Raw genomic sequence first — 16435 nt, forward strand, 5'->3', positions numbered from 1 at the left:
CGATCGTGCGCGGCCAGACCGTCGCGACGGCGTCCGGCAGGCCCTTGAGCCCGTCGCAGACGAGCATCAACACGTCGGCGACGCCGCGGTTCTTCAGCTCGGTGAGCACGTGCAGCCAGTGCTTGGCACCTTCACCGCCGTCGCCGGCCCAGATCCCGAGGATGTCGCGATTCCCGTCGACGGTAACCGCCATGACCACGTAGATCGGCCGGTTCGCGACCTGACCGTCCCGGATCTTCACGTTGATGGCATCGATGAACACGACCGGATACACGCGGTCCAGAGGCCGGTTCTGCCACTCCGCCATCCCGTCCATCACCTTGTCCGTGATGGTGGAGATCGTCTGCTTCGACACCTCCGCGCCGTACACCTCAGCCAGGTGCGCGGCGATCTCGCCGTGCGTCAACCCCTTGGCCGACAACGACAACACCATGTCGTCGACCCCGGACAGGCGCCGCTGCCGCTTACGCACGATCTGCGGCTCGAACGTCCCCGCCGAGTCGCGGGGCACCCGCACCTCGACCGGTCCGACGTCGGTGATCACGGTCTTGGTCCGGCTGCCGTTACGGGTGTTCCCGCTGCCCCGACCGGCAGGGTCGTGCTTGTCGTAGCCGACGTGGTCGGTGATCTCCCCGTCCAACGCGGATTCCAGGACCCGCTTCGTCAGCTGCTGCAGCAGTCCACCCTCGCCGGTCAACTGCAGCCCGTCACCACGAGCCCGATCGACCAGCATCGCAATCAACTGCTCATCCGTGACCGCACCCACCGGCTCCACGGCCGGCTCTCCCACGGTGGTCTCGGTCGTCATCTGGCGTCTCTCCCTTGATCGGTCGATCAGCCGTTATTTGTACAGTCCCTGATCGGCATCTGCTCGGCCAGGTAGAGCCGGCGGATCTCCGCCCAGTCCTCCACTTTGATCACCCTCCATGTCTTGTCACAAGATCTCTGAAGGGGGTCAGATTTCACCCGTCGACACGGGGTCATTTTTCACGCGTCGTCGACAGGGTGACGCACTCATCTCGGCGACTTGTTTCATTGACCTGCGACCGTTGCCCGGCCAGGCTTCGGTCGAGGTGCCCGGGCTGTCGCTCTCATTTCGGCTGCCCACGCTGGTCGTGTGGCTCTCATCTGGCCTGCGTAGCCCGGGCACCGCTTCAGGGCGGGGAGAGGCTCAAGAGGGGTTTGCTCGGCTCGAAGTAGCGTTGCCCTCCCGGCTCGACAACCCAGGTGGATCGAGTATCGGAGGACTTGTTGAGCATCACGCCGGATCGTGTCGTCATCGGTATGGACCCGCACAAGCGCTCTGCCACGATCGAGGTCATGGCCCGCGACGAGACCGTCGTCGGCGGCGGCCGGTTCGACACCGACCGCGACGGCTACACGGCTATGCGAAGGTACGCCAACCGATGGCCGAAGCGGGTCTGGGCGATCGAGGGCTGCCAAGGGATAGGCCGGCACACCGCCAACCGGCTCCTGGCCGATGGCGAGCAGGTCGTCGACGTGCCACCGAAGCTGTCGGCCAGGGCGCGGGTGTTCGCCACCGGGCAGGGCCGCAAGACCGACGCCACCGACGCCCACTCCATCGCCCTGGTCGGCACCCGCATGGCCGGACTGCGCCCGGTCGTCAACGACGAACAGTTGGCCCTGCTGCGGATTCTGGTCGACCGGCGCCGCTCCTTCGGCGAGGACCACACCCGGATGGTGTCCCAGCTGCACCAGCTGCTGCTGGAACTGATACCCGGTGGAGCGAAGAAGAGCCTGTCCGCCGCCCAAGCCAAGGCACTGCTGGCCACGGTCCGGCCTCGTGACGCGGTCGGGAAGGCCCGACGCCGGGTCGCTGCGGAGCTGATCGCCGACCTCGAACGCATCTACCGACGCTCCAAGGAAGCCGACAAGGAACTCAAGGAGCTGGTGGCCTCGACCGGCACCACGCTGATGGACCTGCACGGCATCGGACCATCCGGCGCCGCCCGGCTGCTGGTCGAGGTCGGCGACATCACCCGTTTCCCGAACCGGGCCCACTTCGCCTCCTGGAACGGCACCGCCCCCATCGACGCCTCCTTCGGCGAGCAGATGCGACACCGGCTCTCCCGCGCCGGCAACCGGCAGATCAACCGGGTACTGCACATCATGGCCACCGTCCAGCTGCGCAACCCCACCGAAGGACGCGCCTACTTCGACCGGAAGAAAGCCTCCGGCAAGACCTCGATGGAAGCCATGCGTGCGCTGAAACGACGCCTGTCCGACATCGTCTACCGCAGCATGACCAACGACGCGGTGGCCACGGCGGCGAGCCCGGGAGGACAACGGGGAACGGCAACTGGCTCCAGCGTGACCGACTCGCATCCCCCAGCCGGCTCTTCGGAGAAGTCACTTCCCGGACCCGCCGCCACCCAGGATAGAACCCTCCTCCCAGCGGTGTCTTGACACAGAGGGGAGCCAGATCCGCGCACCGCCGGGTCGCCCCTACCGTCACATTGCGTAGTTGGCGAGCTTGGGGCGCGGGCCGTCGCGCCTCTGCTGCCAACCGCCCGTACACACTTGCCGACGCCGATGGCTGCTGTACGTGGCCCACCTGATCCGGCCGGTGAGCGTGAATCAGCCCGCCCGGAGCGCATCACCGACGGCCGGCACGGGCTGTGCTACCTCCCTACGCGGAACTTACGCAACCAGGCAATGTTGGTGTCACCGGTGGTGGCGACGAGACCTGCGCACAACCAGATCATCGCGGGGAACAGGTGGATGCCCAACAAGTCGGACAGGTCATTGAAGGTCGGCTCCTGTACGCCGACGCGGTCGGCGAGTGCGGCTTGGCCTTCCGGGTGCCCGGCGAGGGCGGAGATAATGGCGGCGGGCCCAGCGCATGCGGCGCCGTACCCGCTGCCGAGCCAGTTGACGGCTTCGGTGATCTGATCAGCGGTGACGCCGTTGTCACGCATGTTGACAAGGTAGCCCATGGCGCGCCCGATCAGCAGGGCGATCAGCCGGCCGCCCTCGTCGGCGTCTTGCAGCTGGGTGAGCGAGGTGATGATGTCGAGGGGGATGTCCGGCTGGTCGTACTCGAGGAGGACTGCGACCATCTGTTCGCAGATGTCGTCTGCTTCCAGATCAAAGTCGGCCTCATCGGCTTCACCGTCGCCCGTGAAGGCGTCGTTGGCGGCGAAAGCGGCGAGCAGGACGGCAGGATCGTTGTGTACGCCGTCGCTGGCGGCCTGCTCGACCGCCGCGGCGAGGTCCGCACCCGCCCAGGCGCGCGCGAACTCTTGAGCTTTGCCCATGACGCTGTCACTGGTGGTCAGTCGGTCTAGGAGAGCGCCGGCCATGCCTTGCAGCACCGCGCGAACCAGGGAAGCGTCGCTGTAGTCGCTGGTGGCGGCATCGGGCAGGCGTTCGATGAGCGACGTAGCGTAGTTGGGGTCGGTAGTCGCCATGTGCAACGAGGTCACGGCGGCGCCGATACGCAGCTTGCGCAGCTGTTCGGTGGTGTCGACGACCGTGCCGGGATGGGTGCTCAGGTAGCGGGCGACGGCGTTGTCCCACTCGCGGCGGTCACTGTCACTGCGGAAGCTGCCGTCGAGCGCGGGCAGCAGACCGTCCGTATGTTGGGTGGCGTAGATCCAGGCCGGGGAGATGTCAAGAGCTTCCAGCTTGGCCACGGTGGCGCGTTCGAGATCCACGGGGTTCACCGCGACCGGTTGGTCGCTGTCGCTGTCGGGGTCGAAGAACAGAGGTTCGTCGGGTGCGGGCGGCCGGCCGAAGCGCTCTTCGAAGCGTTGCCGCTGCACCCGTAGCAACGCGGCGGCACCTTCACCGAGCCGCAGCACCTTGTGATCGCGGGTATTGACTTCGGCGAATCCCAGCCGGAACGCGATCGGGGGGAGCGCCAGTCCAGGGCTGCTGTGCCAGTCTCGATCGGCTGTCCGCACCGCGCTGGTGAACGCCGGTAGCCCGTAGAGCCGAGCCAGGATCTGCGACGAGGTCAAGCCCTGCTCGGTGGCGTGGCGGATGGTGTCGACCACCGGGATCAATGGCGAATCGTCGGCAAGCCCCTGCGCCCAGGCCTCAGCACGCTCTGGCATCTCCTGCAATACCTCATCGTCGCGGGCGACCAGCGTCATGTACAACGCCGGGAGCAGCACGCCTGCCTCGTCGGCGGCGTTCAGCCCGGACCTGCGCAGCAGCCACACCCCTTCGCGTAGGGCATCGACGGCAGTGCCGTCGTGCTCGACAGCAAGATCCGACTCTGTGGACCGCCAGAATTGGTCGACCAGCTCATCGGCGGCGGGCAGGGCATCTGGTAGCACCGCCCTGGTAGAAGGTCCTGCGGCGATGCGGGAACCGGCCAGCGCCGCTTCCGGCAGCAGCGTGCGTGGGAGCTTTCGCTGGTCGAGACGTGCGTCCTCAACTCGGCCGGCGATGACGAGCATAAGTTCGCCGTCGTCGATCGGCCGGCCGAACTCGTCACTGGTACGCACGCTGAGCCGGACGAAGTCCTCGATACCTTTGCCGTGCACGGTGCCCTGCAGCAGTTCCAGCCATCGGTCACGGGCATTGGCGAACTCGTACATGCTCGCGAACAGCTTCGGGAACGCGGTGCCGAGAAAGAGGGTGTCCAGGGGGTCGAGTAGGTCGTACCAGTCAGGGCCGTTGTCCTCGAACTGCGCCAGCCCGAGCGTGCCGTATCCCAGGGCGTACGCGCCGGCCAGGCTCATCCGACCGGGCTCGTTGAAACGGGCCAAGCGGGCCACCGCAGCCTCGCCGTCGGCGCGGGCCTGTGCGAACACGGCATCTGCTGTGCCGGAGGTCATGACTGTCTCCCAAAGCAGTGAAGAAATGCGGCGCTGCGGGTGGGCTTACGCGCTGAGGCTTCGGCGGCGTACCCGCACGGTGAAGCGGTCGCCGCTGCCGCTCCACCCAGTGGAGGTGGCCACTTCCCAGCCCCGCTGGGCGCGCATCTGATCGGCGAACGCGCGCAGGTCGCGGATGGCGCAGCCACACTCGAACTGCACGACCACCCAGATGTAGGTGCCGCGGCCGTTCGAGTCCCGGTCGGCGGGTTGCCAGCGGATCTGATGCTCATGCTCGGCGAGGCCTGTGCGCTCCTGGTCGTGAACTATCCCGACCGCACGGGCGTACGCGTCGAGGTCGTCGATCACGAACAGGTCGCTGGAGTAATTGCCAGGCCAGACCGCGAACAACCGTGAGGTGCCTGCTACCGCCCGTTCGTAGGCCTGTACGTCCGCACCTTGCGACACGCTGCCGTCGTTGCTGACCTCAATGAAGCAGGTCGTGGGTAGGTCGTACGGGAAGTCCTTGCCCGCCGCTGCTGCACTGCGCGGCTTGCCCATCTCGCCTCCCCAGCCCGCGGCCCGTCGCATCGGAGCTTATCGGTGCGGTGCCACGAATCCGGTCCTGCCGTCCTCGCGCGTCCGCATTAGACGACAGCTCTCGGCGATCCTACGTAGCCGTACGGGATGCCAACAGGTGCCTGTCGTCTGGCCGTGGGCCCGTTTACCCCCGAAGCGGGCAGGACTGCATGTGTCAGTCCTCCATCGCCGCGACGAGCCGCCGGAGGCCAGCGCGTTCCCGGCGGTTCTCGTGGGTGATCCACTCTTTGCCTTCGGCGGCGATGCCTTCCAGTACATGCAGGGTGCGATCGAGGCCCGAGGCGTCGAGGGAGACCTGGGAGGCGATGCGGTCGTCGTCGCCGAGCTCCGGCATGCCTGGCCACTCACCGGTGATCGTCAGCTCGTCCCGGGGATTGTTCGTCAGGGTAAGGGAGAGCTTTTTCTCGCCGTTGCGGGCATCGACGACGTGCGCCGCCACGACGGAGTTGTACTGGTAGGTGAGGCGCTGCTGGTCGCCGAATTCCGTGGTCTCGAAGTCGAGGGTGACCGTGACCTGCCGGACGCCGTCCTTGGTGAGCAGGAAGAGGAGAAGTTTGTATCGCGAGTAGCGCCAGGGTCCTTTGCTGACTCGGGCCCGCTTGCACCCGGGCACGGGCGCCTCGATGAAGGCGTGCGCTATCACGTCCTGCGCGGTCACGCGGTAGTGCCGCAGTGTGTCCTGGAGGAGGATTTTGCGATCGCAGTCGAGCCAGTGCGCCATTTCTGCGTCGGTGGGCTTCGATTCCAATTTGCGCACCCACCTGTCGTACGCCGCGCGCCGGTCCTCGTAGTCGTGCCGGACCCGGAACAGGTCGTCTCGGTAGCGGTGGCGCTCGAGAAGGATCGCATACCAGCCCTGGATGGCGAGCCGAGCTCCGGCCACGACGCCGGCCGTCGCGATCGCCGTCGTGAACGGTGCTTCGAGGAGTGCCTGCCACAGGAGCAGTGGCCCGGCCACCAACAGGGCGAACACGGCCGCACCGAAGGCGGTCCGCGTCGAGGATGGCACTCGGGAGTTCTCGGGACCCGCCGTGAGTTCACCGCTGAGCCACAGCCGCTTGACGTCGCTGGCGAGAAATCTCACTAGCCAGGCGACCCGCTTGGCGTCGATCGCTTGCTCCCGGTACAGCTCGACCAACTCGTTGCGGAGGGACTGCCGGATGCCCGCCGTCTCCGCCAGCCACGTCTCCCGGGCCATGCCCTGCGGTAGGTAACGTCCGAAGTAGCGGTCGAAAAGGGAGTCCATCGCTGAGGCGAACCGGTCGGACTGTGTGGGAACACGCTGAGGTGTGAAGGTGAGACGTTGGCGGGCCATCCGGCGTCGATGCTGAGCCAGTCTGATCGTGAATCCTGTCCGGACCGCCACGACGGCGGCTCCAAGAGCCACCATCAGGTAGCCGGCCGAGCGAAGCCACGAGTGGGCCCAAGCGTAGTTGACCACCAATAGGCCCGTGGCGAGGAGCAGTGCCGGGCCGCCGGAGGCGCGCAGGTAGTCTGCCGCGTCGGTGCGGATCGGGGGCGGCGGAACCTGCCGAGGAGGTATCGGCTTGGTCTGGAAGAACTTCCAGACGCGCTGCGTCCGGCCGTTGGCCGTCCTGTCCCGCCGGGCGGCCGCGAATGTCTTTCGCCAGGTCCAGTCCTGGTGCGGGCCGGCCAGGAAGACCTCGAGGTGGTTGAGGATGCTTTCCTGGAGGGACGGGTCGAGCGATTCGAACTCCTTGACTACCGCGCCGATCGCGGCCGGGTCGGGAGTCTCCGCCGTGGTCTGCGGCAGCGAGTCCAGCAGCGAGCCGACGACATTGATGCCCCGGGCCCAGGGATCTTCGGAGCGTTGCGTCGCCCAGCGGCGCACATGTGCCAACTGCGCGAGTTCCTGGTCTGTCAGGCTCTGCACGGTACGGCCGCTCAGCAGTGCGAGCGCCAGGTAGAAGTAGGCGCGGGAGTTCTTGTAGCCCCGGGCGACCGCTTTCATGATTAGCTCTCTCGCCTCGGAGGGGGCGCTGATCTCCAGGTAGCGGAGGCCGACTTCGAACTGCCGCTCAGGTGGGTCGTCCTCGCTGACGTGGTATCCGCCTTCGATGTGGACCTCCTGGGCCTGGAAACCCACCCGGGCACTACCGTCCGCGACGTTGGTGAACGATCTCTCCTGCGGTCCGGCACTCATGACAGATTCCGCAGGGCCGCCATGAGCCCCGCGACCCGCGTGGCGAGGTCCGTCCAGTCCATTAGCAGGCCGCGCAGCTTCCGCAGGGCTGTGGTTGCGCGGCTCCGTGCCTCGTCGTCGGCCGGGGGTACGTCGGCGGCGGCGGCGTCCATCTCCTGCTCTGCCGCGCGGTAGGTGACCGCGTCCACGTCACCCGCCTCATGGCACTTACGGAGCGAGGCGCGCAGTTCCGCGAGCTGGTCGTGGAATGTCTCCCCGGCCGCGCCGCCCGGCGCGCCGTAGACGGTTGCGTGGTGAACGGTGTGTGCTTGAAATCCGACGTGAGCGTTGCCCTTGGCGACGTTACTGACGGAGCTGGACATCGACGCATCACCTGCTTCTTCCCGAGAACGGCGAGAGGAGGAGCCATACTTCGCCCCGATCTCCTGGGCGAGCGCGAGGGCGAAGGCCGCAGCGTTGGCGGCGGCACGGGGCTGCCAGTTCTCGCCGTCAGTGTGGACCTTGGTCCCGTCGGCACGGTCGCTGATGCCGCGGACGACGACGGCCGGCAAAGAGCGGTTCAGGTGGGCGGCCTGGGCGACCCCGGCGGATTCCATCTCCACTGCCAACGCGTCGTTGTAGTGATCACGGATGCGTGCCGCCTCGGGCGAGGACGCCGAGTCGAGGACGACCTCCCCGGCGGCGATTGGGCCGAACCGCACCTGGGGCACTCCTCCGGCGAGGCCCCTCGCCCAGCCTCGTTCTCGCTCAAGATGCCGGGCGAGCTGATCACAGGCATGGGGGATCTCCCACACGCGAGGCCGGGTGCGGAACGCGTCGCTCTCGCTGGTGCCGCCGTGGTAGGCGTACACGTGGGTGGCCACGATGACGTCGCCGAGGCCGATGGAGGGCCAGAGCGCCCCGGCCACGCCCACGAAGATGACCGCTTCCGGGTCGAACTCGGTCATGGCGCGCTCGGCGATGACGGCGGAGGGGTGGTTGCCTTTGCCGACAAGGCCGAGAATGATCTCACAGGAGCCTCCGGTCACGGTGCCACGCTCGAAGCGCGTGCCCATCGGATGTACGTGCGGTTCGACTTTCGTGAGACGTTCGCGGACTGCGTTGTACTCGAGGTCCAGTGCGGTGAGCACGACCACAGGTCTGGTCATCTCTCGTCTCCTCCGGCTGCGACGGTCGGAACCGTGCGGATCATGGGCGGGTAGAGGTTCCGGCGCGGACCAGCGCGGTAGACGCGTGCTGGGCGGCCGGTGCCCGTGGCGCGGGGCGGACCGGCGGGGACCACGAAGCCCTTCGTGCCCTGGACCTTGCGGTAGAAGTTGCGGGGGTCGAGCGGCGTGCCCCAGACGGCCTCGTAGACCTGCTGCAGCTCCGTGAGGGTGAAGACCTCGGGGCAGAAAGCGGTCGCGAGCCCCGTGTGCTCCAACTTGGAACGGGCACACTCCACCCCGTCGACGACGATGCGTAGGTGGTCGAAGGCAAGCGGTACCCGCGCGGCGAGTACATCGTCGGCCGGCGTCCACTCGGCGGCCGCAGCGTCGGTTCCGGCGATGGGCTCGGGAAGGCGCGGCACGACGGCGAGGTGGGCGACGGAGACTACGCGTCCACGAGGGTCACGGTCGGGGTCGCCGTATGTACCGAGCTGCTCCAGGTGCGGGATGTCGCTGATCCCCGCCTCCTCCCGCAGCTCCCGGCGGGCGGCGCTGAGGATGTCCTCGCGCTCATCGGCGAGGAACCCACCAGGCAGCGCCGCCCGCCCAGCGAACGGCTCGACGCCGCGCCGCACGAGAAGCAGGTGCAGACGGCCACCGCGCAGGGTGAGGATCACGAGATCGACGGTGAGCAGGATCCGGGGTGGTTCCCAAGTGTCATCGGGCACCGCTCGACCATAGCTTCTTGTCGAATTGACAAGAACCCGTTCAAGCTGTCGCGTTGCCAACACTTGAAGTAGCGTCCAGATCACCAAAAGTGAGCCGGCGGCGATGTGGTCTCACGGGGTGGTAGCGCGCATACGCCGCCGGGTGGCGCTCTGGCTGCGGGTGCCCTTCGACGAGCCGGAGGGGCCCGCGATGGAATCAGGCGGCGTGACCAGCGCCCGCACGGAGAATCGCCGCCATCATCACTGCGGTACGGAACGTCGCCGAGTATGCCCTGCGGGGCACCAGCTCCGAGGTCAGCGCACTCGATGGCCCTCGGGCCTGGGTATGAACACGGGGGAGCGTCGAACTTCGCTGCGTGCCGTCATTGCCCGGCTGGCTGCCGCCGCCTACCCTCTAACGCATGCATACCTGTTTCCAGCAGGTATGCGGGATATACGTGTCCGAGTCCCCCCTCGGACACCACTCTTCGTGCCAGATCACGGGAGCTCACCACCGTGGTGGCTCCCGATGAGGGCGCCGCGTAGCAGCCGTGCAAACATCGAAGATCAGGGCTCTCAGCTCCACGCGCTGAGGCCGCGCGAACGCCTGCGGTGGTCACCATGACGGCCGCCCGGCAACCTTCCCGCCGACGCCTCGAAGAGCAGTTGATCGGTGCGGTCATACCGGCCCCGCTTCCTCGCTCGGCACCGCCACCGGCTCCGATGCCGGCGCTGCCCGCAGCCCTGCCAGCTACGCGGGAACCGGTCGACGACATGCTCTTCGACGTGGCCCGCCCGGATGCCGACGGCCGGGTCGCCGCCCGGGCGTTGCTGCGGGCGCTGGGCTGGCCGTCCGGTCACCGCCTCCATGTCGACGTCACCGACGGCCTGCTCCTGGCTACCACGAGACCTGACGGGAAGCACACCATCGGCGCCCGCGGGGCACTTCCCCTGCCCGCCGCGGCCCGGCAACTCTACGGCATCCACGCGCATCGGCCGGTGCTGCTGGCCGCGATCCCCGCGCGCGATCTGCTCGTCGTGCACCCCTCGAACACCATCACGCGGCTCCTCGCGGATCGGCACGCCGCCGTCCTCGGAGGCACTTCTCATGCCGGCTGATCCGTCACGCATCGTCACCGCCCGGCAGATGCTCGCGCACCTTGGACTCACCCCGGCCGACCTCGCCGCCCAGCCCGAGCCGGCGCGTCGCATACCGACGCTCGCCGAGTACCTACCCGTCGTCGTGGCAGCGGCCAGCCCGGGCACCCGCCGCACCTACGGCACCTACTGGAACCGCATGGCCCTCGTCCTCGGCCATCTGCGGCTCGACGAGGTCACCGCCAGCGACATCGAAGCCCTCATGCGCCAGGTCACCGCCACCGCCCGCTCCCGACGCACCGGCCGGCAGGGCCGCCACGCCGGGGAGCACGTCATCGCGGCCGCCCGCGCCGTCTACCGCCGTGCCATCGCCGACAGCTACCTCACCGCCGCGGACAGCCCAGCCCACCGGATCGCCAAACCACGCCGGCTGCCCAATCCCCGCCGCGCCCTCACGCCCGGGGAACTGCAGGACATCAACGTGGTCGCGCGTACCAGCGGCAACGACGTCATCCTCGACGCACTGCTGCTGCGCCTGCACACCGAAACCGCCTGCCGACGCGGCGGCGCCCTCGCCCTCCGCCTGGTCGACCTGGACACCCGACACGCATTGGTCCGCCTCACAGAGAAGGGCGGCACCCTACGCTGGCAACCCATCACCCCGATCCTCGCCGTCCGCCTGCAGGAGCACGCCCAGGTTCGGGGTGCGGTCCTGCCCGCAGACCGGCTGTTGCGATACCGCAACGGCCAAGCTCTCAGCAGCCGCCGCTACGACCACCTCTGGAAACGCATCGGAGACCACCTGCCATGGGTCGCCGCGCAGGGCATCTCCACCCACTGGCTCCGCCACACCACCCTCACCTGGGTCGAACGGCACTTCGGCTATGGAATAGCCCGCGCCTACGCCGGCCACACCGACCGCCGCGGGCCCGCCACCACCACCTACATCAAGGCCGACCTTCACGCCGTCGCCACCGCGCTGGCCGCCATGACGGGCCAGCCCCACCCGCTGGCCAGAGGACAAGACGGGCAGTCCGTGCCCGCACCACGCCAGGGGTGACGGCGGCTGGGTCGCATAGCCCTAGCACTCGCCGTTGATCCAGTCCTCAGGAGACGCCGCTCGCAGACGTGCTGGTGTCGGCGCTGGTGGGCAACGGAGGGATATCCGGCTGCAGGTAGCCGATGCCCGCCGCGACAACCCACTGGGCTGTCAGCGGATGGAGGGCCCACGGCTCGCGCAGAAGGGTTGTGCGCAAAGCGCCGCGGTCCGCCACCTGCGTAGGTTCTGGCCGCAGTCCTCGACGCCACTCGCCGTCAGGACCCCAGTGCCGATGCGATGGCTCGTCAAGGGCGGTGACGAAGTCGTCGACCAGGCTGGGCCAGGTCGGGGTGCCCCACCAATGGCGGCACGCCAGCCCACCGTGTGCTGCGGCGCGCCAGGCGGCGTGTCGGCCACCCCGTTGCTCGGCTGCGGCTGCCCACCCGCCCAACACGTCCGCGACGTGGTCGCTGAAGTCTGCGAGGTCGTCGCCGGCGATCTCGACGAGCCGCGAGCCACCTGGGAGCAGGCGCTGCGGGTTGATCAACCAGCGCCAGATCCGTACGGCAAGCCAGTCCCAGTCGTCCACGCTGACGTCGTCAAGCTGCCCAGCGTCGGCATCTGCTGCCAGGCCCACCTCGCGGCGCCAACGGCGGATGATTTGCCGTACCCGCCAACATGTGTGTGAATTGATGCGGAGCATGTCGCCGTCGCTGAGCGGCCCGTCCCCGGCGTGCCAGTCCTCGACCGGGCTGTTGCGCCAGGCGTTGTTGACCACACCGACCGCAGCGAGATCCAGAACCGGCCCCACCCGATCCGGATCGATCCCCACCTGATGAGCCAGCATCGCCCGCACGAGCTCCGACTCCTGCTGCGGCGTCAAGGCATCGTCGGTATTGCGGCGAGCGACCGTCTCCATGGGCATCGAGAATGCCAGCTCTTGCTCTCGATTGTCATGTTGCGCATGACGAGGGCGTGGTGGTTGCCGGCGGCGGCCACCGGACCGGCCAGTACCCGGTCTGGCCGGCGGCAAGACGACGGGTTGGATCAGCCCGGCGGGCTCTAGTCTGAGGGCATGCTCGAAGCCGGTAGCCGGACGCGCAGTCAACCGCCCCCACCGGCCATCGTCTTCGAGGCACTCACGGAGCCCGACCGCGACCTGGCGCGTCCCTGGCTGCAGTTGCTCGACGACGAACAGTCGCCGCAGGTCCTGCGCGCCGAGCACCCACATCTGGTCATCTGGTCATCCCTGTGGCCCAAGCGGCCGGATGCCCAGGTGCGCTTCGACCTGCGGTCCGACGGCAGAGAAGGCACCCAGCTGCGCTGGACGCTGTTGGTCGCCGAACCCCTACCCGACCCGTCGCTGCTGGGACACCTTCGGAAGCGGCTCAACGAGCTGATCAACGCGAACCTGCGCTACACCTTCGGGCAGTAGCCCGACCAAAGGTTGGTGGGCAACAGCCACTGGCGGCCGAACCACGACGACAAGTGCTGCGAGTGCATGAGGCCGTACGCTGACGATGGGTGCGCCCCTTGTCGCTTGTCCTATCCCTTGTTGACGCGCCGGCTGCCTGGTGGCTGTGCGGTGATCGGATATCGGAGCGAACCGCTCCGATATCCGGATCCGGCTCCCCTCTGTGTCATCAAGACACCGCCGAGAGCGGGGTTCTAAGCTGGGTGGCGGCGGGTCCGGGAAGTGACTTCTCCGAAGAGCCGGCTTGGGGATGCGAGTTGGTCACGCTGGAGTCTGTAGTCGTTCCCCGTTGTCCTCCCGGGCCCGCCGCCGTGGCGGCCGTGGCGTCGTTGATCATGCACCGGTAGATGATGTCGGACAGGCGTCGTTTCAGGGCGCGCATGGCTTCCATCGATGTCTTGCCGGAGGCTTTCTTGCGGTCGAAGTAGGCGCGTCCTTCGGTGGGGTTGCGTAGCTGGACGGTGGCCATGATGTGCAGGACGCCCCGCCAACGGCGAGGCGTCCTCCGGACTCGGCCCGACTCGAACGGGCTGCCACCCTCTCCTGCTGGATCATGGGCGCGGTCATCCGGAGCCACCGCACCTTGGGCGAGGACGGGAATAAGTTTAGGGCGGTGACAACGCACGGACATGCCGCGATCAGCGCGGCATGGTCCCCGAACGAGCGGCCGTGCCGGCGACATCTGAACCTGCCGAAGAGTCGGCTCCGGGTCGAGCCGGAGGCCCTACGCCCCAGAGTCGCCCAGGTTCGCGCGCCAGCGCCTCCTTCCGACGGCCGATTCAGCTACCGGCTGCCCGGCTTGGTCTGAAACCAGAGGATCACGGTCGCGGCGAAGAACAGCAACACAAAAAACGCGCACGGGCACAGCAGGAGCCACGCCATTCCTTCCATGGCGCACAGCCTAGGCTCGCCGCGGGGCACGCCGAACTCGGCAACCTGCACACGGCAGTAATCCTCGCTTGGATCGGCACTGGCGAGCATCCGCATCTGCCGCCGACCGTGCGCGCAGCGGGCATCCTGAACTGCCGATGAGTGCGTGCCCGGAGCTCGTTGGAGTGTCATGATCGGCGGCGATGAGCAGCGGTGAGGATTCCGAATTCGTTCTAGATGAGGCACGCCAGCACCACCTGGCGCAGGTGAACGGGGTACTTCGTCGCCCTGGCATGTACGGCAGGGACGAGATGGCCGAACGGCTTCTGCTGGAGGCGATGGCCGCCGTGGATGGCAGCCTGAATCGGTGGTCGGCGGAGTGTGATGGACTACGCGACCGCGACGCGTTCGCCGCGACGGGTGTCATGGGCGCCTACAGCAACATCCTTCCGGCTGGTGCCTTGCGTGATGCCACGGCCTCCGTGTACGCCGAGATCGCCCATCGCCTCGGCTGGCTCGAGCTGGATCGGGCGTTGTCGGAGGCCGAGTTCCAGCAGTTGAGTAGCGATGTCGGCGAGTGGGTGACGCAGGACCGGACGCTGCCCGAGGCCATCGAGACGTTTGGGCCCCCGTCGCTATGGATCGGCGGAACCAACCCCTTCTCTGCCAAGACGCTCGCCTACACCACGGCCGATCCGGACCACGTCCTGATTTGCTTCCACCTGTGGAATGCCTTTGCGAACATCCCAGCCGGGACGGGGCTACGGGGCGTACACCCCGAACCGGTGGTTCTCGCCGTACGTCATCGGCCGGGCAGCTTCCCCGACTCGTTCTCGTTCACACCCGAGGGTCTGCACCGCAGGCCAACTGCTGACCAGCGGAGCCCGCTCAGGTCCACCGTCTGGATCTTCCACGGTGACCGCGCCCGATACGCCTCCGGGGTGTTCGACACCCTGGACGCCGGACTCGCCTGGGCGGCCGAGCACCAAGTGACCGGGATCCTGGCCGAGTACGCCAACGGGGGCGCCTACGACGCCGCGGTCAGCGAAGGCCGTTTCACGCCATCGAAGGCGCACCACGGCACCGCGGACCACGTCGCCGCCTTTGGTCCGGGGCTACGTCACATCCACTTGACCGAGGGCCGCCGGGATTAGGGCGTGTCCTGCCGATCTTGGTGGGGCGAGGCGGAACCTCAGACGTCTAGAGTGTCGATGTGACGACTGCCCGACCGCTCGACAGCCGGATCCGCTAGTCGCTTCCTGCCACCGACCGTGATGACCACGCCGAGCATCGAGGGAAACTTATTCCGTCGCATTCGCCGTCCAGCGAGGTGCGACGCGTGCTGCCTGCTGTTCCCAGGCCCGCATGCCGCCTGTGACGGGCCATGCCCGTGTCCTTCCCTCCTCGGGCAGGTCAGCGCACATGTCGGCGAACCGGCGTGCGAGGGCATCCGCTGCCCGCGACGGGTCAGCGAGGCCTCGCGCAGCCTGCTCGTTCAGTCGATCCATCAGCTCGACGTGGCCGGTGGTGACCTGGTTCAGCCACTCGCTGTCGCCTCCTGGGTCCGAGCTGATGGCCAGGCCGAGGACTGGTGGTTCGATGCCCTCGGCGAGGGCTGCGGCCAGACGGCAGTGCCCGTCGATCAACAGGTAACCGTCGAAGCCGGTCACGACCCACAGCAGGATCGGCGGAAGGACTTGCTCGCGGGCCTGTCTGCGGTAGGCCTTGACGCGGGCGTCGTCGGCGTCGGGTAGTTGACGCAGGGGCAGCACCCCGTTCCAGCCATCGCCAAACCAGTCGAGGTAGGCAGCGGGGTAGTTCGTGACGAGATCACCTCGTAGGCAGTACGGCGGTAGTCGCCGAGGTCGGAGGATCCAGAATCCGTTGTGCAACGGCCCTGCGTCGGTGTCATCGAGCCAGGAAGCGAACCGGTGCGCCCACCGGCCGAACCAGGTTGTATCGGATGGACCGATCTGACGTGCTTGGTCGGCTCGCAGTGGGGGAAGTGGCGAGAGGTAGTCCGCAGTCCGATACACGTGCACGCCATAGTGCCATTGGTGCACCTTGCCGAGCAGAACCAGGCGACCCGGTTGACGCAGCAACATGCGCCTACCAGACGTGACCTCAAGCCGCAGGCCAGGCACTTTGCGGTCGGTCACGACCAGCCCCAAGCCCCCATCGGCGGCATGCAGCTTGACCCGGTGCACTGATCAAGCTTAAGGACCCGGTGTAGGCACGACGTCTCCGACCACGTGGGTGTCTAAGCCCCGTCGATGTAGTCGCGAAGCTCTCGTAACCGGCCCGAGTCGAGTACATCGACATAGACCAGCGCGGGTGGTGATGCTGCTGTCTGGCGCTTCAGGTCATGCGAGTGCCTTGGCGATGATCTCCACTGGTGTGAGGGTGGCGTCGATGGAGGCCAGCTTGCCTAGGCCGTGTCTCCTGGATCATGGTTTGGGGCGGTCGGGTTTCGCGCGTAGCCAGATGAGGATGTCGGCGATCTGCACGGTGGCGCGGTAGCAGCAGGCGAGCTTGTCGTAGCGGGTGG

Annotated in this window: 15 protein-coding genes; 5 read left to right on the plus strand and 10 right to left on the minus strand. The window is 67.6% G+C overall.

Features of this window, described 5'->3' with window-relative positions:
• Nucleotides 1-733 (minus strand): IS256 family transposase (locus HCA58_RS22550; protein ID WP_240956592.1); only part of this gene is annotated, 733 nt, incomplete at its 3' end.
• 518 nt (nt 734-1251) lie between these two features.
• Between HCA58_RS22550 and HCA58_RS22555 the strand changes: the two genes are divergently transcribed.
• Nucleotides 1252-2427: an IS110 family transposase gene (locus HCA58_RS22555; protein WP_240956591.1), complete on the plus strand. Its 1176-nt coding sequence runs from the start codon at nt 1252-1254 to the stop codon at nt 2425-2427.
• A gap of 215 nt (nt 2428-2642) precedes the next feature.
• Here the strand turns inward: HCA58_RS22555 and HCA58_RS22560 are convergent, their stop codons facing one another.
• The 5 genes from HCA58_RS22560 to HCA58_RS22580 form a co-directional block, all read right to left on the minus strand.
• Complete coding sequence (locus HCA58_RS22560; protein WP_169600006.1) at nt 2643-4712, minus strand: hypothetical protein; 2070 nt, start codon at nt 4710-4712, stop codon at nt 2643-2645.
• 141 nt (nt 4713-4853) lie between these two features.
• Nucleotides 4854-5348 (minus strand): hypothetical protein, encoded by a 495-nt coding sequence (locus tag HCA58_RS22565; protein ID WP_169600007.1) that lies wholly within the window; start codon nt 5346-5348, stop codon nt 4854-4856.
• 193 nt (nt 5349-5541) lie between these two features.
• The gene (locus HCA58_RS22570; RefSeq protein WP_169600009.1) at nt 5542-7551 is read right to left on the minus strand and encodes a hypothetical protein; all 2010 of its coding nucleotides are present in this window, start codon (nt 7549-7551) and stop codon (nt 5542-5544) included.
• Nucleotides 7548-8699 (minus strand): 5'-methylthioadenosine/S-adenosylhomocysteine nucleosidase, encoded by a 1152-nt coding sequence (locus HCA58_RS22575; RefSeq protein WP_169600011.1) that lies wholly within the window; start codon nt 8697-8699, stop codon nt 7548-7550. The genes HCA58_RS22570 and HCA58_RS22575 overlap by 4 nt, the downstream gene beginning before the upstream one ends.
• The gene (locus tag HCA58_RS22580; RefSeq protein ID WP_169600013.1) at nt 8696-9427 is read right to left on the minus strand and encodes an NUDIX hydrolase; all 732 of its coding nucleotides are present in this window, start codon (nt 9425-9427) and stop codon (nt 8696-8698) included. Before HCA58_RS22580 ends, HCA58_RS22575 begins: the two co-directional genes overlap by 4 nt.
• 600 nt (nt 9428-10027) lie before the next feature.
• On the opposite strand from HCA58_RS22580, the gene HCA58_RS22585 reads away from it, so the two are divergent.
• Both HCA58_RS22585 and HCA58_RS22590 read left to right on the plus strand, forming a co-directional pair.
• On the plus strand, nt 10028-10525 hold the full coding sequence (locus HCA58_RS22585) for a hypothetical protein (protein ID WP_169600015.1): 498 nt from the start codon (nt 10028-10030) through the stop codon (nt 10523-10525).
• A complete protein-coding gene (locus tag HCA58_RS22590; protein WP_169600017.1) occupies nt 10515-11564 on the plus strand; it encodes a site-specific integrase in 1050 nt (349 codons plus the stop codon). The genes HCA58_RS22585 and HCA58_RS22590 overlap by 11 nt, the downstream gene beginning before the upstream one ends.
• 46 nt (nt 11565-11610) lie before the next feature.
• On the opposite strand, the gene HCA58_RS22595 is transcribed toward HCA58_RS22590, so the two are convergent.
• Nucleotides 11611-12462, minus strand: coding sequence for a hypothetical protein (locus tag HCA58_RS22595; protein WP_169600019.1), 852 nt, complete (start codon nt 12460-12462; stop codon nt 11611-11613).
• Nucleotides 12463-12618: 156 nt separating this feature from the next.
• Here HCA58_RS22595 and HCA58_RS22600 point away from each other — a divergent pair, with 156 nt between their 5' ends.
• Nucleotides 12619-12978 carry a hypothetical protein gene (locus HCA58_RS22600; RefSeq protein WP_169600021.1) on the plus strand — a complete coding sequence of 120 codons (360 nt, stop codon included), beginning with the start codon at nt 12619-12621 and terminating at the stop codon, nt 12976-12978.
• Between the two features lie 208 nt (nt 12979-13186).
• Here the strand turns inward: HCA58_RS22600 and HCA58_RS22605 are convergent, their stop codons facing one another.
• Both HCA58_RS22605 and HCA58_RS22610 read right to left on the minus strand, forming a co-directional pair.
• Entirely contained in the window at nt 13187-13486 is a 300-nt protein-coding gene (locus tag HCA58_RS22605) for a hypothetical protein (protein ID WP_205809450.1), read from the minus strand.
• 314 nt (nt 13487-13800) lie between these two features.
• A complete protein-coding gene (locus HCA58_RS22610) occupies nt 13801-14004 on the minus strand; it encodes a hypothetical protein (RefSeq protein WP_169600002.1) in 204 nt (67 codons plus the stop codon).
• A gap of 86 nt (nt 14005-14090) precedes the next feature.
• Between HCA58_RS22610 and HCA58_RS22615 the strand changes: the two genes are divergently transcribed.
• Nucleotides 14091-15041, plus strand: a complete 951-nt coding sequence (locus HCA58_RS22615; RefSeq protein ID WP_169600023.1) for a hypothetical protein — start codon at nt 14091-14093, stop codon at nt 15039-15041.
• A gap of 147 nt (nt 15042-15188) precedes the next feature.
• Here HCA58_RS22615 and HCA58_RS22620 read toward each other — a convergent pair whose 3' ends face one another.
• Complete coding sequence (locus tag HCA58_RS22620) at nt 15189-15992, minus strand: hypothetical protein (protein WP_169600025.1); 804 nt, start codon at nt 15990-15992, stop codon at nt 15189-15191.
• Nucleotides 15993-16435 lie beyond the last annotated feature (443 nt).

The sequence above is a fragment of the Micromonospora sp. HNM0581 genome, assembly GCF_012726175.1.
GTDB lineage: Bacteria > Actinomycetota > Actinomycetes > Mycobacteriales > Micromonosporaceae > Micromonospora.